This window comes from uncultured Winogradskyella sp., from assembly GCF_947496485.1.
In the GTDB taxonomy this organism is placed as follows: Bacteria; Bacteroidota; Bacteroidia; order Flavobacteriales; family Flavobacteriaceae; genus Winogradskyella.
Genome location: NZ_CANMCZ010000002.1, coordinates 326,371 through 347,293 on the forward strand (window position 1 = coordinate 326,371; position 20,923 = coordinate 347,293).

Below are 20,923 nucleotides of genomic sequence, written 5' to 3' on the forward strand. Positions count from 1 at the left end.
CTTAAAATTATGTGTTTACAATTGTAAAACATCAAATGATTACTTTTGTAACTCAATAAAATTATACAATGCAATTACAGCAGATTAATAGTTTATATTCTTTATTAAAAACACCAGAATTATTTGGTCGCTATATTACCAATTCTCATATAGAAAAGTGTTTAGAAAAATTTCCTAAATCATTAATTTCTGTAGTTGGATATTCTGTTGAAGAGCGACCTATTTATAGTCTGAAATTTGGAAATGGACCAATAAAAATTTTATTGTGGTCCCAGATGCATGGTAATGAATCAACAACTACAAAGGCACTTTTTGATTGTTTTAACTTTTTTGAAACCAATAATGAGATTCCGAATCAGATTTTAAAGGCATGTTCATTGTTAGTTATACCTATTTTAAGTCCAGATGGTGCTGAGCGCTATACACGTACAAATGCCAATAGTATTGACTTAAATAGAGATGCTCAAGACTTATCGCAACCAGAAACCAGAGTATTACTAGAAGTATACAAGAACTTCAAACCAAATTATTGTTTTAATTTACATGGTCAGCGTACTATTTTTGGTGCTGGTACTTCAGGTAAAGTAGCAACACTATCTTTTCTGTCTCCTTCTCAAGATGAAAAACGCTCATTAACCCGAAACCGTAAGGTTGCAATGGCAATCATTTCTCAGATAAATGAATTATTGCAAAAGGAAATACCTAACGGAATTGGGAGGTATGATGATAGTTTTAATTTGAATTGCGTAGGAGATACGTTTCAAAATTTTGGTATTCCTACACTTCTTTACGAAGCTGGCCATTATCCAAATGACTATAATAGGGAAGAGGTAAGACGTTTAATCTTTATTTCAATTATTAAGGCTTTACTAATTATATCTGATGATATAGATGTTGCTGCTTATGAGAACTATTTTAAAATCCCAGAAAACTCAAAATGTTTTTATGATATAATCATTAGAAATGCCAAAGTTTTAGAATCAGCTAGTCTTGTAGATATAGCAATTCAGTATAAAGAAATTTTGAAAGCTGGTAAAGTTGAGTTTATTCCTGTTGTTGAGAAAATTTCGAAGTTAGAAAAATTTTTTGGTCACAAAGAAATTGATGTTAAGTGTGCAATTGTGAAAGCTATGGAAAATTTAGAGTTAAAAGTGGGTTACGAAAACGATTTCGTTTTAGTGAATAATAAGAAAACACCGCTTTTTGTTTAAAATAATTCAATTAAAATGCTTAATTCTCAATAAAAATCATCTATTTTTGCCTTTATAATAAATATTATTCAATTATGGCAAAATTCAAATTAGACGAAGTTGACCACCAAATTCTCGATATGCTTATTGATAATACGAGGATACCATTTACAGATATTGCAAAAAAATTATTGATTTCAGCAGGTACTGTTCATGTTCGTGTTAAAAAAATGGAAGAGGCTGGTATTATAAAAGGATCGTCATTAACATTAGATTATAAAAAACTTGGTTATTCGTTTATAGCATATGTTGGTGTTTTTCTTCAGAATACATCGCAAACCAAATTTGTTCTAGAACGTATAACTGAAATACCTTACGTTACAGTTGCTCATATTACTACTGGAAAATTTAATATTTTCTGTAAAATTAGAGCTAAAGATACTATGCATGCTAAGGAAATCATCTTCATGTTAGATGACATTGAAGGTGTTTACAGAACGGAAACTATGATTTCACTAGAAGAAAGCCTTAATGATAAAAAGAGATTAATGCACACTATTTTTAATGAGCTTTAAACAACTCTAGTTTACAATATAAAGCCTTTAGTTGTTCTAAAGGCTTTTTTAATTTTTTAGATTATGATTTCAGAAACTTTAAAATCAGATGAATTTAATACCTACTACAAATCTTATATTGATTCATCTTCTAATATAAACATTGTTAAAGGCTTAAAACAAAATTTAGATTCGGTAGTAGCATTTTATTCAGCTATACCTGCACAAAAACATGATTTTGCTTATGCTGAAGGTAAATGGACTATCAAAGATATTTTATTACACATCATAGATACTGAGCGTATTTTTACTTACAGAGCTTTGCGAATAGCTAGGCAAGATAAAACAGCATTAGTCGGTTTTGATCAAGATGACTATGTTGTTTCTGCTAAGGCCAGTTCTCGCTCTTTAAAAAATATTTTAGAAGAATATAAAATCGTTAGACAAGCATCTATAGCCTTATATAGTAGTTTCGATACTTCAGCTTCAGAGCAAATAGGAGAGGCTAGTGGATATCCGATATCAGTAAGAGCTATAGGTTATGTTCTAACAGGTCATGAGAATCATCACAACCAGGTTATAGAAGAGCGCTATCTTAATGCAGAATAAAATTCAAAGGCTTCTAAGATTAGTTCATTACTAACAATACAATCTATTTTTGGCTTACCGATAGCATCAAGAAGAACGAATTTTACAACTCCATGGCTGTTCTTTTTATCGTGTTTCAATAGTTTTATTATAATAGTTTGGTCTTCTTTGCTAATTGCTACTTTAGAGAATGTTTTCAATATACCTTCAGTTATAGTATTTAATTCTTTATCGCTTAAATTGCATATTTTATTAGAAAGGTAAGCTTCTAACAACATGCCTATGGCTATGGCCTCTCCATGAAGTAAAGGTGTTTTATCTCCATTTTCTAGAAAATAGCTTTCTATGGCATGACCAAGTGTATGTCCAAAATTCAGAATCTTCCTTAAACCTTGTTCTGTAGGATCTTTGGAAACAACTTTATTTTTTATAATTACAGAATCGTATATTAATTTGTCTAAATCTGAGATATCCAAATCTTCGAGATGCGTTAATGTATTCCAGTAATCTTTGTCATAAATTAAACCATGTTTCAGCATTTCGGCAAAACCAGATACCATTTCATTTTGGGGAAGTGTACTTAGATAAGAGGTATCAACTCCCACCATTACACCTTCATTAATAACACCAACTTGATTTTTTAAAGCACCTAGGTCTACACCCGTTTTTCCACCTACAGAAGCGTCAACCATTGCTAGTAAAGAGGTCGGGATGTTAATATAAGCAATACCACGCATGTAAGTGCTGGCTACAAATCCTCCTAAATCAGTAACAACTCCACCTCCTAAGTTGATTAATAGACTTTTTCTATCTGCATTATATTCAGATAAGGCTTCCCAGACTCCCATGCAAATATCTATGGTTTTATGATCTTCACCGTTTGGCATTTCCATAACCTCCACAACAATATTGCCTGACTCTAATTGTTCTTGAAAATGTGGAAGACAATATTCATTTGTATTTGTATCTACGAGAATAAATATTGTAGATGGTTCTTTGCTTTTTATATAGTTATTGAGCTCAGAGTATACGTCTGAATTAAAATAAACTTCAGAATTTTTTGTAGAAATAGAATTCATCATTGAAATCATCTAAATTGATGTGGTGAAAATACTTAGTTTTTAGAAAAAAAGTAAGCCTTAGAATAAATATATTTGCATTTATAATTATTTGTTAATGATAGATCACTCTCTTTTTGAAAATACTAGCACCGCATTTACATTAAAATCTGATTCTGAATTGGAGCGTGCTTACTTTTTGTTTAAAATGATTTCTTCACAGCCTTTGGTTCGTATAGGTACTGCAGCTACTAACTTTGCACTTAAGGCCAACTTACCAGTCGAAGGATTAATTCGTTCCACAGTATTTGATCATTTTTGTGGTGGTGTTAACGAAGATGATTGCTTGTCAGTAATAGATAAGCTGCATACAGAAGGTGTAAGCTCTGTTTTGGACTATTCAGTAGAAGGAAAAGAAACTAAGGACCAGTTTGATAACGCTCTAAAAAAAATATTAAAAATTATTCATTTCTGTGACGAGAAAGAAGCTATGCCAATTGTGGTTTTTAAGCCAACAGGTTTTGGGCGTTTTTATTTATATCAAAAAAAGACTGAAGGAGTTAATTTCACACAAGATGAACAAGAAGAGTGGGATAGAATTGTGGGAAGATTTGATGCAGTTTGTAAACTTGCTAAAGAAAAAGATGTTGAAGTATTAATCGATGGAGAGGAAAGCTGGATGCAAGATGCAGCAGATGATTTAGTTGAAGAAATGATGCGGCGCTATAATACCGATAAAACTATTGTTTACAATACTTTGCAAACTTATAGATGGGATAGATTAGATTATTTAAAAACGCTACACAAACGTGCCAAGGAAATAGGTTTTAAAATTGGAATGAAGATAGTACGTGGTGCTTATATGGAAAAGGAGCGTGATAGAGCGCAAGAAAAAGGTTATAACTCACCAATTTGCGTAAACAAGCAAGCTACTGATGATAATTTTGATGCAGCATTAAAATATATTTTAGAGAATCTTAATGATATTTCGATATTTATTGGTACTCATAATGAAGCAAGCTGTTATCTAGCAATGGAGCTTATGGAAAGGTATAAGATTTCAAAACAAGACAATAAGATTTGGTTTGGACAACTCTATGGAATGAGTGATCATATAAGTTTTAATTTGGCAGCTCAAGGTTATAACGTCGCTAAGTATATACCATTTGGACCTGTTAAGGATGTTATGCCATACTTAATTAGGAGAGCAGAGGAAAATACATCAGTTGCAGGACAAACTAGTAGAGAATTATCATTATTGAAAGCTGAAAAGAAAAGAAGAAAACTATAGTTATTTAACTATTTTATCTAAAATCATTAGTCCCAATTTATTAGTGCGATATATGTTTTTACTAACAGAATTACCTAGATGATATTTAAATAAGTTGACAAGAAATCCAGATCTTTTTATATAATGATTTTTTGTTGAGGTTGAAATAAAAGAAGTCATTGCAAAACGTTTAATGTTTTTGTAATCTCCTTGGTCTTTTTTTATAAGTTCTTTATTCTTAGTAGAAAACGTCGAGGCTTTATAACCTGCCTCTATTGAGAGTTTAACACTTAACTCATTATAACCTCCTCCAGGCCAACATAAGAAATCAACTTTCTTATTAAGTTTTTCTTCTAAAATTCTTTTACTATCAAAAAGCTCGTAGCGATACCTTTTCTCCATATCTTCATCCGACTCGTAACTGCCAGGATAATCGCTAAGTTTCTTATTCAACTTATTGATTAGTAAAGCTTTATCTTTCATGCTCTCATCATTAGAATACAAATCACTTGCATACTTTACTAATTTTTCGTCAGGAAAATAACGACGCAATTCTAAAGCTCGTCCGAAATCGAAAATAGGACTTCCTTTCGGAACAAAATGTTCCTGATTTTCCAAATTATAATAAGGCTTTCTTTCGGGTTTTTCTATCCAAGGAAACCAGTCGTAATGAGGTTGCCCAGTATATATATCTTTTATTTTATTAGAATAAAAATAGAAATTGTGGCTCATACTATGCGACTGAATATCCATTACACCAGAAGCTTCCATTTCTTTTAACTCATCCCAATTAAGAAAACCAAGAGGGGTTAATTTTTCTTTCTCTATTTTTCCATCCCAAACATCCTCTAAATTTGGTCTAATTTTTTCTGAAGTATCAATGAACTCAGGATTTATAAAAATAGTTCCTTTTAAGTCATACTTTTTTAATATAGGGTAAGCGTAAACCCAATTATCTAAATAGCCATCATCAAATGTTATGACAACTTGTTTTTTAGAATTAGAATTTGGCTTACTTTTATTCTCATACCACTTATCTAAAAAAGTAGTTTCGAAATTATTCTTTACTAAATATTCACAAAACTTCTCAAAATGATCTAGGGATACTGAAAGCCAATGCCGATACCAGTTTTCGTTTTCACATCCAATACTATGGAACATTAATACAGGCATAAGAATTTTTATATTTTGAGTTTAAAAATTAAGATTTGGAAAAACTATACCACTTCTTTTTCCTATTTGGGTTGTTTCCATATCCATAGCCATAGCCATAGCCTCCTGTACCTTTTTTAACTCCATTTAGAAGCATAGTCATCTTAGGTAATCTTTTCTTCTCATATAGAGTATTTGCGACATTCCCTAATTGTCTTTTGTCAACATTATCTGCGCTCACTACGTAAACAAACATGTCTGCATAATCAGCAATTAATAATGTATCACTTACTAGACCTACAGCAGAAGTGTCTACAATAATGTAGTCATACTTATCATCAAAGTATTTAAATAATTCACCAATTCTATCACTCATCAAAAGTTCTGAAGGGTTTGGTGGTATAGTTCCAGACGGAATTATATCTAAAAACTTATTATCTTTTTGTTTAATTATAATATCTTGAGGTTTTAGCTTTTTATCAACAATAAAATCAGATACTCCAATTTTTTTATCGTTACCTAAACCAAGGTAATTTAAAATTTTTGGTACTCTAATATCCATCTCAATCAATAGCACAGATTTCTCAGAGAATGAAATTGACGATGCTAAATTAGTACTAGTGTGCGACTTTCCTTCTTGCGCTTTTGTAGATGTTATAAATATTTTTTTCGCATTATTTCTGTTACCTTTTAGAATAAAATCTATGTTTGATCTTATAATTCTAAACGCTTCTGCTTTAGGAGAGTAATCAATTTTTTTAATTAGTACAGCTTTTTTAGATGTTCGAGGGACATCACCGATGTATGGAGCCTTTACAGTATCGATTAAATCATCTTTACTATAAAGTTTCGTGTCTAATAAATCTTTTACATAAATAAAGCCCATTGGTATAGCCATTCCCATTAAAATCGCAGCTAAATATGTGAACATTTTATTTGGTGAAACTGGCATGTTTGATGAATAGGCAGAATCTATAATTTTAGCACTTGGCGAATACATGCCCAATCTAATACTAGTTTCTTCCCTTTTCTCTAATAAATATAGGTAAAGAGACTCTTTTATACCTTGCTGACGTTCAATATTTCTAAATTGTCTTTGTCTAGTTGGTGCAGAGTATATTTGACCTCTAATCCGTGCATCTTCTTTTTTAAGTGTATTTAGCGTTATTTGATTAGACTCTTTCATATTCTTCAATGTATTTTGAAGATTTCCTTTGAGAGCATTTATCTCATCATTTAATTTTATGACGATAGGGTTTTTTTCAGTAGAATTTTTAAGCATTTTATCTCTCTGTACTACCAAATCATTATAATTCTTTGTAACCTGAGATACATTTTGGTCATTAATTACATTTTGTGGCAATAAATCTGATGCTCTATTTTCATCGCTTACTTCATCTTGAAGAAAATCAATCAATTGTAGCTGATTAGAGGTCTGCATAATTTGAGCCTCACTATTTCTTTCACTCTGTAAATTTATATCTGCTTGAGAAGCCAATGCAGTCAATTTATTGTTTTTTTGCAATTGTTCTGCGGTAAAGTCAACCTCTTCCAGTTCTTGGGACACTACATTTAATCTATTGTCAATGAATTCTGATGTCACTTGAATTACTGCTTCTTTATCTAATAGAACATCCTTATTATATTCTTTAATCAGTTCATTAAGAATATCTACAGCTTTTGCTGCGTTACTTTGTTTTAACTCAATTGTAACAATACTAGAACCAGCACCAGTAGATACTGCAATGCTACTTTTGTAGCCATTTACAATCTTTCTAACAGAACTAATTGTAAGTTTTAAATTACTCCCAATTTTAGGTGCATATTTACCAATATTTGGTGTTATAACTAATCCCCCAAAACTTGTATTTATTTTTTCACCAAAAGAATATAATTTCCCATCTTTATCATCTCTGGATTTAAAGGATTCTATACCTTCACTAAATAATAAAAATTCACTTGGTGATTTAATCTTCATGAACAAAGTAGTATCAACTTTGTTAATTACTGAATCACTTGCAAAAAAACTTAGCATTACAGGCGGATTCTCATATAATTCATTCTCTATAATACTACCTTGCTCAAAACACCTTATATTTAATTTTAAAGTTTTAACGACATTTTCGACCAGTGTTCGAGAGGTCATAATTTCTATTTCATCTTTTATTTTATCTGTACCATCAGTAAAAAGACCACCACTTGAAACACCCTCTATACCTTGAATTTTCTTCGACTGATTCTCGTCTTGTATCTTAATCTTGGCTGAGGCGCTGTACTCATACGTAGCATAACGCAAATAGACAAACGCTAGGGCGCTAGTAACAATTAAACTCAACAGAATTATTTTCCAGTAAGAAGAAAATAGTTCTAATTTATTTCTTAAATGAAGTGAGGTTATTGAAGTAGATTGAGAATCCATGAAAAAAGCTAGTTGTTATTAATTATTTCACTAAAAATACTGCCACAATTGTAGTTAGGGTACCGATTGCTGATATTAATACACCATTATTAGGATTGTAATTAGATTGTCTAATTTTGGCATTGTTTGGTTCTACTACAATGACATCATTTTGCTGTAAATAATAAAGTGGCGAATTTACTGCATTTATTGAAGTCAAATCAATTTTTGCAAATTTTTTCTTACCTTCAATTTCCCTTATCAATAATACATTTTTACGATTACCAAAAATCGTTAAATCTCTTGCTAAACCTAAGGCCTCAAGCAGTGTAATTCGTTCATCTTGAATTGTAAAAGTCCCAGGACTATTTACCTCGCCGATTACTGTTACAGTAAAATTAGCTAAACGAATATTCACGATTGGACCTGTAGCATAGGCCCTTATGCGTTCGGTAAGCATTTCAGTAACTTCAGTCCTTGTTAAACCAGCAATTTTAATTTTACCTAAAACAGGGAAATCAATATTTCCATCATAATCAACAAGATATGTTTGCATTTTCACATTTCCTTGTGCACTAAGTACATCATCACTAAAAGCAACAGTAGTCAGATTAAAAGGTTGTGCTGCAATAGGGTCTGCAGCTGACACATTGATATTGAGCATATCATCTGGCTTATACGTAAGTTGTAAAGGAGTTGATTCTAAAAGACCATCACCAATAGGTTCGTCTTGAAAATAGACAAGATTTTTTCGAGACGCACAAGAAGTAGACATTACTAATGCTAAGATTGAAATTAAAAAAAAACGAGTTTTCATAGTGTTAATGCTATTAGTATAAATTAGATTATTTTTTTGAATCTAACACTTCATATGTAGAATTGTTAGAAATATATTCTGGTATTAGGGCTTTTATTGATGACACTATTTCTAAAGGTTGAGTTAGAGAATTAGTGTTTGTAAGTTTAATAATTTGCTGTTCAGTACTATCAATATCGATATGTCTGGACTTAGCAATCATTATTTTTTCATGGTAAGTCTTCTTTGTGTTTTCACCATCGGCTAAAAGCTCTTCATAGATTTTTTCTCCAGGTCTTAACCCAGTGATTTTAATATCTATGTCTTCTGGATAGCGCAGACCCGAAAGAATAATCATGTTCACAGCTAAGTTAAATATTTTGATTGGTTCTCCCATATCGAAAACAAAGATTTCCCCACCATTACCCATAGCTGCAGCTTCTAATACCAATTGACAAGCTTCAGGAATCGTCATGAAATATCGAGTAATCTCTTTGTGAGTAACAGTTAAAGGTCCACGTTTTTCAATTTGCTTTTTAAATAGAGGTATAACCGACCCATTAGAACCTAATACATTACCAAACCTAGTGGTAATAAACTTCGTGTTACCTTTACCTTTTAAACAGGTTACATATAACTCTGCAATTCGCTTTGTAGCACCCATAACATTTGTTGGGTTTACAGCTTTATCAGTAGATATTAATACAAATTTATTTACACTATGCTTTACAGCAACATCAGCAACATTTTTAGTACCTCCGATGTTAACACTTACTGCCTCAAAAGGATTATTTTCCATCAATGGCACATGCTTATATGCTGCAGCATGAAAAACAATTTTTGGTTTGTATAAATTAAATATTTGATCAATTCTTGTTTTATTTCTTACATCTGCAACTATAACTTCAATATTTTCTAAGCCTTTTTGTTTAAACTCTTGTTGAATTTCATAAAGCGCAGATTCAGCATTGTCAATTAATATGAGTTTTTTGTAATTATATAAACCAGCTTTTCTAGCAATTTCACTTCCTATAGATCCCGCAGCACCTGTAATAAGAATAACGTTATTGTCATATTGCTCTTCTAGATCAGGGTTTTTAATATCAATTGGATCTCTGCCTAGTAAGTCTTCAATTTTAACTTCTTTGATTTGTCCAGCGCTTAAATCACCATCAATCCAATTTTGAACAGGAGGTACAATCTTCACTTTTAGACCAAGCGAGAAAAGATTACCAGTAATTTGTAACAATCGAGAAGGATCAATATTCTGTATTGATATTATGACTTCATTTATGTTGTTTTTGTCGATGAATTTTTTGGTAATCTCATCAATATCATAAACTTTTAGTAGGTTTATTTTTTTTCCTATTTTCCTAGCATCATCATCAATAAAACCAACAATTTCTAGATCACTTTTTGTATCGTTTTGAATGGCATCATAAGTAAGCATACCTGAATTACCCGCACCAAAAACTAAAACTTTATTGATTGTCTTAATATCATTGGTTATATAGTTATAAAGTGATTTTATAAATAGTTTAGCACCAATTAAAAATAATATATTAAGTAGAAGATGAATGTATATTATTGAACCAGAAATGTTAAATAGACTATCAGAAACACTCAATTTTCGACTTAAAAACGTGCAACAAACAAGTATCGTTGCTAAAATATTTGCACCAATAATGATGTTTACAATATCTTTAAATCCTGTATACCTTACAACACCTTTATAAGATCCAACTGCTATGAAACTTATGATAGCTGCTACTATAACAAACGGAATTTGATTTAATAACATAAAAAAATCAAACTCAATCTTAAAGTTATAACGAATTAAATAGGCTAAGAAAAACGTAGCTATTATAATACCTATGTCAAATAAGAGTACAAGCCATTTAGAGGCGTATTTTTTTGATATGTTATTTAGGAACCTTATTAACATGATGCAAAATACGTATTTATAGAAGAAGTTACTCTATCTAATTCAACATCAGTAAGATTAGAACCACTAGGGAGACAGAGACCTCGTTTGAATAAATCGTCTGATACACCATTCAAATATTTAGGGGCATCCTTAAAAATTGGTTGCTGGTGCATAGGTTTCCATAAAGGTCTAGATTCGATGTTCTCTTTTTCTAATGCTAACCTTAATCCTTCTTTTGTTGATTCTGAATCTAAAAGAATACATGTTAACCAACGGTTAGAAAAGTAACCTTCTGGCTCTTGTAAAAATGTAATTTTATCAATATGCTTAAAAGCATTTACATAGAATTCATGGTTAGAACGACGTTTAGCAACATGGCTATCTAAAACAGTCATTTGTCCACGACCAATACCAGCTACAATATTTGACATTCTGTAATTATAACCTATATGAGAATGTTGATAATGTGGTGCATTATCTCTGGCTTGAGTCGCTAAGAAAACAGCTTTTTCTTTATGTTCTAGCGTTTTAGTTACTATTGCACCACCTCCAGAAGTTGTTATAATTTTATTGCCGTTAAAGGATAGTATTGAAAAATCTCCAAAAGTTCCACAGTTCTGATTTCTATAGTGACTTCCTAATGATTCAGCACTGTCTTCTACAACTGGAATCTTGTATTTTGACGCTATCTTATTAATTTCTTCTACTTTATAAGGCATACCATATAAGTGAACAGCAACAATTGCTTTTGGTTTTTTTCCTTTTGCAATTCTATCCTTTATAGCTATTTCTAGTTGAATGGGGCACATATTCCAGGTATCAGTTTCACTATCAACAAAAACTGGAGTGGCACCTTGGTATGCAATAGGATTTGCAGAAGCCGAAAATGTTTTACTTTGGCAGATAACTTCATCACCATTATCTACACCTAATAAAATAAGACTTAGATGTAAGGCAGAAGTACCAGATGCTAATGCAGCAACATGGACATTTTCATTAAGATAATTTTGTAAATCGCTTTCAAAACCATTTACGTTAGGTCCTAATGGAGCAACCCAATTTGATTCAAAAGCTTCTTTTATGTAAGATTGTTCATTACCACTCATATGTGGAGATGAAAGCCATATTTTAGGTTTCATAAGCAAAAATTGTTAAGTAATTTACATTACTATTCAATTTCATGTCTATAGAGGGATCTGGGACACGATCTAAATTATGGGATAAATATGCACCAATAAGTTGAGACAACCCAAATTAAAACGATAAAAGGTAAATATTTACGTTTTTGAAATAATTACCTTTATTACATTACTTTTTAGATAATTAGCAATAATTGCCAGGTAAAATAAGAGTAAATTTATTAATAATATTAATAGTAAAAATCATACAATTTATAATAGTGATAGAGTTTATCATTTTACAACCTAAATATTGGTTTTATATCGGTTGTAATTATTAGTATTGTTTTATCTGCACTATATTTAGCATCTCAAACCATAAATTAACCTAAAGTAAGTACATGAATATTTTAATCACTTCTGCAGGGAGAAGAGTTTCACTAGTAAGGTCATTTCAGAAAGAATTAAAAAAGATTGACCAAAACGCTAAAGTGTTTGCTACTGATGCAGAACCTCAATTATCTGCGGCTTGTCGGATAGCAGATGGTAGTTTTAATGTACCAAGACTAGATTCACCTGATTATTTAGATGTACTAACACAGATTTGTAGTTCCAATAACATCAAATTAATTATACCTACAATAGATACTGAATTGCTACAACTTGCTCAGTATAAGTCTGATTTGGCAAAACTCGGCATTAAAGTTCTGATCTCATCTATTGATTTTATTAGTAAATGCAGAAACAAACGCGTTATTCATAATTTTTTTGAAGAGCTTAATGTAAATGTAGCTAAAGAATATGATAAAGATAATTATAGCCTTCCGCTTTTTATTAAACCAATAGATGGGAGTAGAAGTGTAGATACTTATATTATTAGATACAAAGAAGAACTTACGGATTATCATTTTAACAATGATAAATTAATGTTTTTAGAATATTTAGATCATAATAAGTATGAGGAATTTACGTGTGACTTATATTATACTATAAATAATAAATTAAAATGTGTTGTACCTCGAAAGCGATTGGAGGTAAGAGATGGTGAAGTTTATAAAGCGTTGACAGAAAATAATAGTTTAGTACCTTACATAAAGAAAAATCTAGATTATATAGATGGTGCAGTAGGTTGCCTTACAGCACAATTTTTTAAACATAGAGATGATGATACAAAAATATACGCTATAGAAATTAACCCTAGATTTGGTGGTGGCTACCCTTTAACATATCTGTCAGGAGCTAATTTCTCGAAATGGATAATTGAAGAACATTTACTAGGAAGGACTATAGAAGACAAATTTGATGTTTGGGAAAGTGATTTATTAATGATTAGGTATGATGACGAAATATTAGTTCATGGATATAAAGGTTGATGAACATACAGTTATTGTCTTTGATTTAGATGATACTTTGTATAACGAATTAGATTATCTGAAATCAGCATATAAAGAGATTGCAGAATTATTAGATCCTACCGATTGGAAATCACTTTATTCAACAATGTTTTCGTTGTATAGAAATAAAAGTAATGTTTTTGAATTCCTCAATAAGAACTACAAAATAGAGATAAAAACATTAGTTAATCTATACAGAAATCACAAGCCAAATATTCAATTGTTTGAAGGTGTTATGCCCATTCTTGAAGCCATAAAATCTAAAAATGGCAAAATCGGAATTATAACGGATGGGAGGTCAAAAACCCAGAGAGCAAAAATTGATAGCTTGGGTATTTTGAAATATATCGATGAAATTATTATTTCTGAAGAAATTGGTAGTGAAAAACCGAATTTAGAGAATTATAAAGCAATTGAAAAGGCTATTTTTGGAACTCAATACTATTATCTGGCAGATAATTTGAAGAAAGATTTTATTGTACCTAATGCTTTAGGATGGAAAAGTATTGCTCTAATAGATAATGGAAAGAATATACATTACGCTTCTAGCAATTATATGGATAGTAAATACCGACCTGAGAAATTTATATTAAATTTTAATGAAATAAATATTATTTAATTTTCATTAAAAATTTTCTATTACTCTTTTGTACCAGTAAATATTGGCATATCATCGCTGTCAGAATTATTTACATCTTGTCTATTTATAACCTTGTTTATTGTCATAAATATTATTTTTAAATCTAATAGAAAGGATTGATTGTCTACATAATATACATCTAGCTCAAATTTTTGCTCCCAACTTATTGCATTTCTACCATTTACTTGTGCCCAACCTGTAATACCAGGAATAACTTCATGTCTTCTATTCTGTCTTTCATTATAAAGTTCTAAGTATTTAGGTAACAGTGGGCGAGGACCAACTAAACTCATATCGCCTTTTAAGACATTCAATAATTGTGGAATTTCATCCAATGAGTATTTTCTGCAAAAATCACCAACCTTTGTGATTCTGTATATTACAGGTAATAGATTGCCTTCTTCATCAGTTTTGTCGTTCATTGTTTTCAACTTAATAATGGTGAAGATTTTACCATTTTTACCAGTTCTTAACTGATAGAAAAAGGGTTTGCCATTATTAGAGATTGTTAGGACAATAATTAATATAAGTAATAGCGGAGAAACAATTACCAATCCAACAAAAGCTGCAAAAAAATCAAATAAACGTTTTATTATTGTATAGAGTTTCATTTTTCTAAATGTTTATATAGGTTTAACATTTCTTCCCAAATATACTCGCGCTTGTATTTATTAATAATATTTTGTCTAGAATTATCTGCCATTATTTTAAGATTTTCAGGTTTTTCTATAACATCTAGCATAGCGACTTTTAGAGCTTCAATATCTTTTGGAGGTATAATTATTCCGTTAACATTATCAGTAATTATTTCATTACAACCATTAATATTTGAAACAATACAAGGTTTCCCCATACAATTGGCTTGCAATACGACGTTAGGAAATCCTTCTCTATAACTAGGAAATACAAGTACGTCGCTGATGGCTACATAGGGACGAATATCTTTTATAAAACCGACAGCATGGATAGCTTTATGATTTTCCAATAACTCTTCAGTTACATTATCTATTGGGTCTAATTCTCTTTCACTTGGTCCAACAACTATAAGTTTTGCCTTTGGATATTTTTCATTAATGCTTACAAAAGCCTGAACGAGTTCATTAATTCCTTTATCTTTTACAATTCGACCAACAAATATAAATACCATATCACTCGGAAGAATATTAAGCTCACTTTTTAATATTTGCATTTCTTGTTGAGAAACTTTACTTGTATCATAATGATCTACGTCAATACCATTAGAACTTCCTTTACCAATAACTTTTAGTTTATCTTCTTTACAAAACTTTTCACTTAAAATAATATCTTTTAAACCATAAGAATTAGGAAGAATCATTGTAGAGCAACTATAAGTAAGTTTTTCAACTGTGTTTAGAAGGTTTCTTTTTTTTCCTTCGGCCTCTAATAAAGGTAATCCAGCGATAGTATGCAATCTGTTAGGAACTCTAGCGAGTTTTGATGCAATCATTCCTAAAGTTCCAGCCTTTGGTGTATGTGTATGAACAATAAACGGCTTTTCTTTCTTGAAAATTTTATATAATTGAAATAAGGCCTTTAGGTCTTTTAAAGGTGTAATAGTTCTGGTCATATTAACAGGAATTGTTCTTATCCCCTCATTGTTACTGACATCTTCCAATACTTTACCTTCACCCGAAACACCAACGATTTCATAATGATTACTCATGAAGCGCAATTGTCCTTTTAGTAAAGTACCTAGCGAGCCAGGAACAGTAGTTATACGTATAATTTTCTTCATTATTGATTCAGCATTAAGTAGGTATTTAGATACCATTTTTGGAACGTATAAAAACACCAAGCTTGCATACTTTTATCTTCCTTACCAGAAATATGATTTCTGACCAGATTGGTAATATAATCTTTATTAAAGAGGCCTTGAGACTCAAGAAATTTTGTTTCAATATAAGACTCTAATTCTGGCTTTAAACTTCCTCTTAACCAATCACCAACAGGTACTCCGAACCCTTGTTTAGATTTATCTAAAAAGCCAGGAGCAAATTTATCTGCAAAGGCTTCTTTAAGAATATATTTCTTATTCCAGCCTTTCATTAGGTAATTTTCGGGTAGGGAATTGGTTAAATTCCATATAGATTTGTTTAAGAAAGGAGCTCTACACTCTAAAGAACATAACATACTTGTTCTATCTACTTTTACAAGCATGTCTCCCTCTAAGCTTACATTTTTATCAACCATTCTAAAATCGGTCAAATCCTTTGGGTTTTGTTGATTATATCTTGTTTTGAATTCTGAAAAGGTATCCTCAATTAGGTTATTAGATTTTAATAATTGTGCTTTTTCTTGGTCAGTAAAGGCTAGAGAAATAATATTCCAATACTGATTGCCATCATAATTAAATGCTTTTAGCAAACGATTTAATTTAAACCGCTTACCTCTATTATCATCTTTGGTATTTAAAAACCTCGATGATAGATTTAGAATTTGTTTGTGAAGTCCTTTAGGAACAACTGAAGTATATTTATTATTCAATTTCCCCATGTAATATTTGTTATAGCCACCAAAAACTTCATCTCCTCCGTCTCCCGTTAATGCTACTTTCACATAATCACTTGCATGTTTAGATACTAAATATGTTGGTAATGCAGAAGAATCGGCGAAGGGCTCGTCAAAGTTTAATAAAATATCATCTATCCCATTTTTAAAGTCTTCTTCTTTAACTATAAATTCATGGTGGTTACTATTAACAAGTTTGGCAACAACTTGAGATTTGTCAGTTTCGTCATAAGTCTTCTTTTCGAAACCTATAGAAAAGGTCTCTATTTTTTCATCTGAAATTTCTGCCAAACAATGTGTTACAACAGAAGAGTCTACACCACCAGACAAAAATGTTCCTAAAGATACGTCTGCAACGGATCTACTTTCTACACTTTCCATGACTTTATTGTAAACCTCCTTTTTCGCAGCATCGAATGAAATCTCTTTTTTTTCTATAGGTTTTGGTTTTTCAATCTCATGGATGGTAAATAAGTCTGTACCTAAATCAAAATCAATGTAATGGTTACTTGGTAGTTTATAGATATCCTCATAAATTGAATAGGGTGCAGGTATATATGTTAATCTGAAATAAAGATTCATACCTTCCTTACATATGTTTGGTCTGTTAGGCAGATAATTTACGATAGACTTTAGCTCAGAACCATAAACGAAATCTGTTTTAGTTTTTGTGTAATACAATGGTTTTTCTCCGAAGAAATCTCTTGCAATGAAAACTTTGTTTTTAGTTTTATCATGAATGCTAAAAGCAAACATGCCATCTAATTCTTTAAAGGCTTCAACTCCTTTTTGTTCGTATAGTTTTAAGATAACTTCTGTATCACTAGTAGTTTTAAATGTAACACCAGAATTTTCGAGTTGTTGTTTTAGCGTTCTGTAATTATATATTTCACCATTAAAGACCAAACCAATTTGGTTATTATCGGTGTACATTGGTTGTTTCCCAGTACTTAAATCTATAATTGATAAACGACGCATTGCCATTGCAACAGAATTAGATTCAGATGTATCTATGTAAAAGCCATCTTCATCAGGTCCACGATGAAAAATGAGTTGATTCATTGCTGACAATTCATTTTTCAGAAAGCCTCTGTCTTTTTCAGTATTACTTATAATTCCGTTTATTCCGCACATAATGCTGTTATAATTATTTTTGTATAAATTGATTAAAGATTGAATAGATATTCTTAATTTGATATTGTTTAGATCTTTCTAAACTCAATCTACTATATCTTTCACGTTCTTTAGGATGGTTTCTATAATATTCTATTGCTTTATGTAAACCTTTATGATCATCATTATTAACTAGAAGTCCATATTTAGCTATATAGAACTCTCCATCATTAATATTTAATTCTTCATTCTCGTTCAACATTTCTAACGGACCGGACAAGCAGTTAGTAGAAATACAAGGAAGTCCGATAGCCATAGCTTCTAGCAAAGCATTGGGAAACCCTTCAGTAAAAGATGAAAGAATAAAACAATTACTTTCAAGAAAATAATCATTAACATTTTTTACTTTTCCTCCTAGTTGTACTTGGTCATTCAAATTATATTTAGTGATTTCACTTTCTAAGAAATCTTTTAACTCGCCACCACCTAAAATTGTTAGTTTGTCATTATTCTCTTGTTCATTTAAAGCCCTAACAATCATAGCCTGATTTTTCCTTTTATTTAGAGTGCCTGCTGTAATAATATCTAATATCTTTTTATTATTATTTAGGGTTTCAGAGACTATTGTCTTTGTTGGAATTTCGATCGGATTATAAATCACTTCCATTGGAATTTTAATTCCAAAATTATCTTTCAAGTCTTTATTAATATGAATTGAATTTGAAAATAAAGCATGGCATCTATTGTAAAAAATAGGGTAGAAGACCTTAGAAATATAGAGTGATATCCTACTAGTTGTGTTATCAGAAGGGAATCCCCGTTCACTAATAATAGTTTTTACCTTTTTATTTAGTATCGCAATAATCCCATTTAACAGATTTGGAAAAGCAAGAAAAGAAACAGCAATATTTATATTATTCTTTTTTATGAAACGGTTATATTTTATGAAGAAAGTAATAAAATCAATAAATCTTAAAAAATAAGGTCTATCGGCTCCTTTTTTAGATAGTACAGTTACATCAACTTCTTCCGGAATTGGAAAATGAATAACATCATAAAAAAGCACTAAGCTAACATTATAGTCATTCTTCAATTCTTTTAGAAGTAGACTTATTACTTTTTCTGCACCACCACTTCCAAGAGAAAGAGTTAATATGCTAATATTTGTTTTTTGATTTTTCAATTCACTACTTTTTTAGAATATGGAAGAAAAATTGTTCAAACTCATCAAGTATTTTCTCCTTACTGAACTTTTTATATACGGATTGGCTTACTATTTTTGGGTCCCATTTTTTATTTTCATTGAGCTTTTCTAAAAACTCGTCTTCACTATTAACGATATAACCATTAATGCCATTTTCTACAATTTCTTTTGTTCCACCAGGAGCATTAAAGGCAATAACTGGCGTTCCTACAACACAGCTCTCTAACAGCGTGTTTGGAAACCCCTCTGAATATGAGCCTTGTAAGAACATATCGTGCTTAGCTAAATGTTCATATACATTGTTTGTATGCTTTATATGCTTTATTTTATCCTCTAATTTCAGTTCTTTAATTTTGTTGAAAATCTTGTCCTTATATTCACCTTCACCAATTATAGTAAACTCAAACGGTATTTTTAGCCTGCCTAAAACATCTAAAAGTCTTAATTGACCTTTAATTTTTCTGAATCTACCAATAGTAATTAATTTTTTTACTTGATTGTTATTCTCTTCTTTAATGGTCTTATGTGATTCTTCTTTTGTTATTGGATTACGTATAATCCAAATATGATCTGGATTATATTCGTAACATTCTAAAAAATCATTTTTCATGTCTGAAGACTGACAAATGATATAATCTAATTTTTTTGTTCCATAGTCAAATAGAAAAGTGAAAAATTTAAGCCAAGGTTTCGTCTTATTGGTTCTGTAATTACTTGCTACTTTACTTATTGTAGAATGTCTTCCTACAAATTTTGTTTTTCTAAAAAATATAGAAAGTAAGCCCATCATAGTGTTTAAGTGAGAAATTGAACTAACTATTATGTCTGGTCTCTCTTGAATTAAAATTTTAATTATTGAAAATAGGGCAAAAAGAACTCTACTTTTATTCAAAAATATTACGTTAATGTTGCTAACATCGTATTTACTGTCTTTTTCAAAACCAATCACAATAAGTTTAACATCAAACTTTTCGATATTAAGATTTTCTGCAACGAAAGAAATTATACGTTCGGCACCTCCAGCAAATAGTGTAGGTATTATAAAATATACTTTATTTTTCATTGCAGTTCCGTAATATCTAAAAGTTGTCCGAATTTTAAATCCCATTCTTCTTGAATGAATTTTTGATGACCAGAGTTATGATGAAATGTTAATTCACCAAAATAAATGGACCCTCTTACTAAGTATAAATCTACCCTAACATATACAAAGTCTTGCGCCAATTTTTCGACTACTCTTTTCATTTCGTCAAAGTTCTTAGGTTTCTCAAGTTCTTTACCATAAGGTCTTCCCCAATTGCATGGAATAAGATTCCAGTCTGTATCATATAGGTTTCTAGTACGTAAACTACCAAATCGATCAAAATCAATCATCACAAATGCTAATTTTCCGTTGAAACAATGAAACTTATAGTCTTCAGGAATACTGCCATCCTCATAGGTTAATAGCTTTTCAACAATTATCCGAGGTTCAATATTTTTATACTGCCACTCTCTTGTACTATAAAAGTAGTTCTCCTTTAAAGTCCTTCTAAATCTTTTACGGGCTGCTACCCAATCTACTGTAGATTTATCTCTTACTATTAAACCACCAGAGCTATTATGGTTGGCTTTAATTATAAAATTTTCATCTGGGAGATTTTCTGGTGTAAGATCATTTGCGTCTTTAGTATGAAATAGCAATGGGATTAAATACTTAGAACCAACTTTCTCTTCAACATAAGCTCTAACTTTATACTTATCGGCTACAGTTGTGTGCAAATCTGTTCTATCGTGAAGTTTAAGCCAGTTCATTTTTTCATTTAGGGTTTGTGGGTTTTCTAAGTCTAATTTATAACCCACACGTTCCTTAAATTGTTTTTTTATAATGTACTCGTCAGGCATATATTTTAATGCGAACTGATACATTAAATATATTGGTCTTGCCAGTTTATATCCAATGTCTGAATTTCTATAAATTCTACCTACTTTATCTTGTAATTTTTTCATTTC

The 20,923-nt window shown here is 30.7% G+C and carries 18 protein-coding genes; 6 read left to right on the forward strand and 12 right to left on the reverse strand.

Annotated elements, in window-relative coordinates; genetic code table 11:
- Positions 1-68: 68 nt before the first annotated feature.
- The 3 genes from Q0822_RS09325 (at position 69) to Q0822_RS09335 (ending at position 2,353) form a co-directional block, all read left to right on the forward strand.
- A complete protein-coding gene (locus Q0822_RS09325) occupies positions 69-1,211 on the forward strand; it encodes a M14 metallopeptidase family protein (protein ID WP_299122846.1) in 1,143 nt (380 codons plus the stop codon).
- Between the two features lie 74 nt (positions 1,212-1,285).
- The gene (locus tag Q0822_RS09330; protein WP_299122848.1) at positions 1,286-1,765 is read left to right on the forward strand and encodes a winged helix-turn-helix transcriptional regulator; all 480 of its coding nucleotides are present in this window, start codon (positions 1,286-1,288) and stop codon (positions 1,763-1,765) included.
- A 63-nt stretch (positions 1,766-1,828) separates the two neighbouring features.
- Positions 1,829-2,353: a DinB family protein gene (locus Q0822_RS09335; RefSeq protein ID WP_299122849.1), complete on the forward strand. Its 525-nt coding sequence runs from the start codon at positions 1,829-1,831 to the stop codon at positions 2,351-2,353.
- Here Q0822_RS09335 and aroB read toward each other — a convergent pair.
- Positions 2,335-3,411: a 3-dehydroquinate synthase gene (gene aroB, locus Q0822_RS09340; RefSeq protein WP_299123183.1), complete on the reverse strand. Its 1,077-nt coding sequence runs from the start codon at positions 3,409-3,411 to the stop codon at positions 2,335-2,337. The genes Q0822_RS09335 and aroB overlap by 19 nt on opposite strands.
- A 97-nt stretch (positions 3,412-3,508) precedes the next feature.
- Between aroB and Q0822_RS09345 the strand changes: the two genes are divergently transcribed.
- Positions 3,509-4,681, forward strand: a complete 1,173-nt coding sequence (locus tag Q0822_RS09345; RefSeq protein ID WP_299122851.1) for a proline dehydrogenase family protein — start codon at positions 3,509-3,511, stop codon at positions 4,679-4,681.
- Here the strand turns inward: Q0822_RS09345 and Q0822_RS09350 are convergent, their stop codons facing one another.
- Genes Q0822_RS09350 through Q0822_RS09370 form a run of 5 tightly spaced genes read right to left on the reverse strand, consistent with a single transcriptional unit; the run spans position 4,682 to position 12,072 of the window.
- Positions 4,682-5,833: a polysaccharide deacetylase family protein gene (locus tag Q0822_RS09350; protein ID WP_299122853.1), complete on the reverse strand. Its 1,152-nt coding sequence runs from the start codon at positions 5,831-5,833 to the stop codon at positions 4,682-4,684.
- Positions 5,834-5,861: 28 nt separating this feature from the next.
- On the reverse strand, positions 5,862-8,231 hold the full coding sequence (locus tag Q0822_RS09355; RefSeq protein WP_299122855.1) for a polysaccharide biosynthesis tyrosine autokinase: 2,370 nt from the start codon (positions 8,229-8,231) through the stop codon (positions 5,862-5,864).
- 22 nt (positions 8,232-8,253) lie between these two features.
- Positions 8,254-9,027 carry a polysaccharide biosynthesis/export family protein gene (locus Q0822_RS09360; RefSeq protein WP_299122856.1) on the reverse strand — a complete coding sequence of 258 codons (774 nt, stop codon included), beginning with the start codon at positions 9,025-9,027 and terminating at the stop codon, positions 8,254-8,256.
- A gap of 28 nt (positions 9,028-9,055) precedes the next feature.
- Positions 9,056-10,951 carry a nucleoside-diphosphate sugar epimerase/dehydratase gene (locus Q0822_RS09365; protein ID WP_299122858.1) on the reverse strand — a complete coding sequence of 632 codons (1,896 nt, stop codon included), beginning with the start codon at positions 10,949-10,951 and terminating at the stop codon, positions 9,056-9,058.
- Positions 10,945-12,072, reverse strand: a complete 1,128-nt coding sequence (locus Q0822_RS09370) for an aminotransferase class I/II-fold pyridoxal phosphate-dependent enzyme (protein ID WP_299122860.1) — start codon at positions 12,070-12,072, stop codon at positions 10,945-10,947. Before Q0822_RS09370 ends, Q0822_RS09365 begins: the two co-directional genes overlap by 7 nt.
- Positions 12,073-12,452: 380 nt before the next feature.
- On the opposite strand from Q0822_RS09370, the gene Q0822_RS09375 reads away from it, so the two are divergent.
- Positions 12,453-13,424 carry an ATP-grasp domain-containing protein gene (locus Q0822_RS09375; protein ID WP_299122861.1) on the forward strand — a complete coding sequence of 324 codons (972 nt, stop codon included), beginning with the start codon at positions 12,453-12,455 and terminating at the stop codon, positions 13,422-13,424.
- On the forward strand, positions 13,408-14,064 hold the full coding sequence (locus tag Q0822_RS09380) for an HAD-IA family hydrolase (protein ID WP_299122863.1): 657 nt from the start codon (positions 13,408-13,410) through the stop codon (positions 14,062-14,064). The genes Q0822_RS09375 and Q0822_RS09380 overlap by 17 nt, the downstream gene beginning before the upstream one ends.
- A 20-nt stretch (positions 14,065-14,084) precedes the next feature.
- On the opposite strand, the gene Q0822_RS09385 is transcribed toward Q0822_RS09380, so the two are convergent.
- From Q0822_RS09385 to Q0822_RS09410, 6 genes are read right to left on the reverse strand one after another with little or no spacing between them, the layout of a single operon-like run.
- The gene (locus Q0822_RS09385; RefSeq protein WP_299122865.1) at positions 14,085-14,696 is read right to left on the reverse strand and encodes a sugar transferase; all 612 of its coding nucleotides are present in this window, start codon (positions 14,694-14,696) and stop codon (positions 14,085-14,087) included.
- Positions 14,693-15,841: a glycosyltransferase family 4 protein gene (locus Q0822_RS09390; protein WP_299122867.1), complete on the reverse strand. Its 1,149-nt coding sequence runs from the start codon at positions 15,839-15,841 to the stop codon at positions 14,693-14,695. The genes Q0822_RS09385 and Q0822_RS09390 overlap by 4 nt, the downstream gene beginning before the upstream one ends.
- Positions 15,841-17,748 (reverse strand): asparagine synthase (glutamine-hydrolyzing), encoded by a 1,908-nt coding sequence (asnB, locus tag Q0822_RS09395; protein WP_299122869.1) that lies wholly within the window; start codon positions 17,746-17,748, stop codon positions 15,841-15,843. The genes Q0822_RS09390 and asnB overlap by 1 nt, the downstream gene beginning before the upstream one ends.
- A gap of 13 nt (positions 17,749-17,761) precedes the next feature.
- Entirely contained in the window at positions 17,762-18,910 is a 1,149-nt protein-coding gene (locus tag Q0822_RS09400; protein WP_299122871.1) for a glycosyltransferase, read from the reverse strand.
- Positions 18,911-18,914: 4 nt separating this feature from the next.
- Entirely contained in the window at positions 18,915-20,039 is a 1,125-nt protein-coding gene (locus tag Q0822_RS09405) for a glycosyltransferase (protein ID WP_299122873.1), read from the reverse strand.
- Positions 19,991-20,920, reverse strand: coding sequence for an ATP-grasp fold amidoligase family protein (locus Q0822_RS09410; protein WP_299122875.1), 930 nt, complete (start codon positions 20,918-20,920; stop codon positions 19,991-19,993). Before Q0822_RS09410 ends, Q0822_RS09405 begins: the two co-directional genes overlap by 49 nt.
- Between the last annotated feature and the right edge of the window lie 3 nt (positions 20,921-20,923).

What these genes read in the sequence shown, in the direction of transcription:
- Q0822_RS09370 (WP_299122860.1), bottom strand. Translation starts at nt 12,072, where the DNA reads ATGAAACCTAAAATATGGCTTTCATCTCCACATATGAGTGGTAATGAA.
- Q0822_RS09375 (WP_299122861.1), top strand. Translation starts at nt 12,453, where the DNA reads ATGAATATTTTAATCACTTCTGCAGGGAGAAGAGTTTCACTAGTAAGG.
- Q0822_RS09355 (WP_299122855.1), bottom strand. Translation starts at nt 8,231, where the DNA reads ATGGATTCTCAATCTACTTCAATAACCTCACTTCATTTAAGAAATAAA.
- Q0822_RS09405 (WP_299122873.1), bottom strand. Translation starts at nt 20,039, where the DNA reads ATGGGATTTAAAATTCGGACAACTTTTAGATATTACGGAACTGCAATG.
- Q0822_RS09330 (WP_299122848.1), top strand. Translation starts at nt 1,286, where the DNA reads ATGGCAAAATTCAAATTAGACGAAGTTGACCACCAAATTCTCGATATG.
- aroB (WP_299123183.1), bottom strand. Translation starts at nt 3,411, where the DNA reads ATGAATTCTATTTCTACAAAAAATTCTGAAGTTTATTTTAATTCAGAC.
- Q0822_RS09335 (WP_299122849.1), top strand. Translation starts at nt 1,829, where the DNA reads ATGATTTCAGAAACTTTAAAATCAGATGAATTTAATACCTACTACAAA.
- Q0822_RS09350 (WP_299122853.1), bottom strand. Translation starts at nt 5,833, where the DNA reads ATGCCTGTATTAATGTTCCATAGTATTGGATGTGAAAACGAAAACTGG.
- Q0822_RS09360 (WP_299122856.1), bottom strand. Translation starts at nt 9,027, where the DNA reads ATGAAAACTCGTTTTTTTTTAATTTCAATCTTAGCATTAGTAATGTCT.
- asnB (WP_299122869.1), bottom strand. Translation starts at nt 17,748, where the DNA reads ATGTGCGGAATAAACGGAATTATAAGTAATACTGAAAAAGACAGAGGC.
- Q0822_RS09410 (WP_299122875.1), bottom strand. Translation starts at nt 20,920, where the DNA reads ATGAAAAAATTACAAGATAAAGTAGGTAGAATTTATAGAAATTCAGAC.
- Q0822_RS09380 (WP_299122863.1), top strand. Translation starts at nt 13,408, where the DNA reads ATGGATATAAAGGTTGATGAACATACAGTTATTGTCTTTGATTTAGAT.
- Q0822_RS09385 (WP_299122865.1), bottom strand. Translation starts at nt 14,696, where the DNA reads ATGAAACTCTATACAATAATAAAACGTTTATTTGATTTTTTTGCAGCT.
- Q0822_RS09390 (WP_299122867.1), bottom strand. Translation starts at nt 15,841, where the DNA reads ATGAAGAAAATTATACGTATAACTACTGTTCCTGGCTCGCTAGGTACT.
- Q0822_RS09325 (WP_299122846.1), top strand. Translation starts at nt 69, where the DNA reads ATGCAATTACAGCAGATTAATAGTTTATATTCTTTATTAAAAACACCA.
- Q0822_RS09365 (WP_299122858.1), bottom strand. Translation starts at nt 10,951, where the DNA reads ATGTTAATAAGGTTCCTAAATAACATATCAAAAAAATACGCCTCTAAA.
- Q0822_RS09345 (WP_299122851.1), top strand. Translation starts at nt 3,509, where the DNA reads ATGATAGATCACTCTCTTTTTGAAAATACTAGCACCGCATTTACATTA.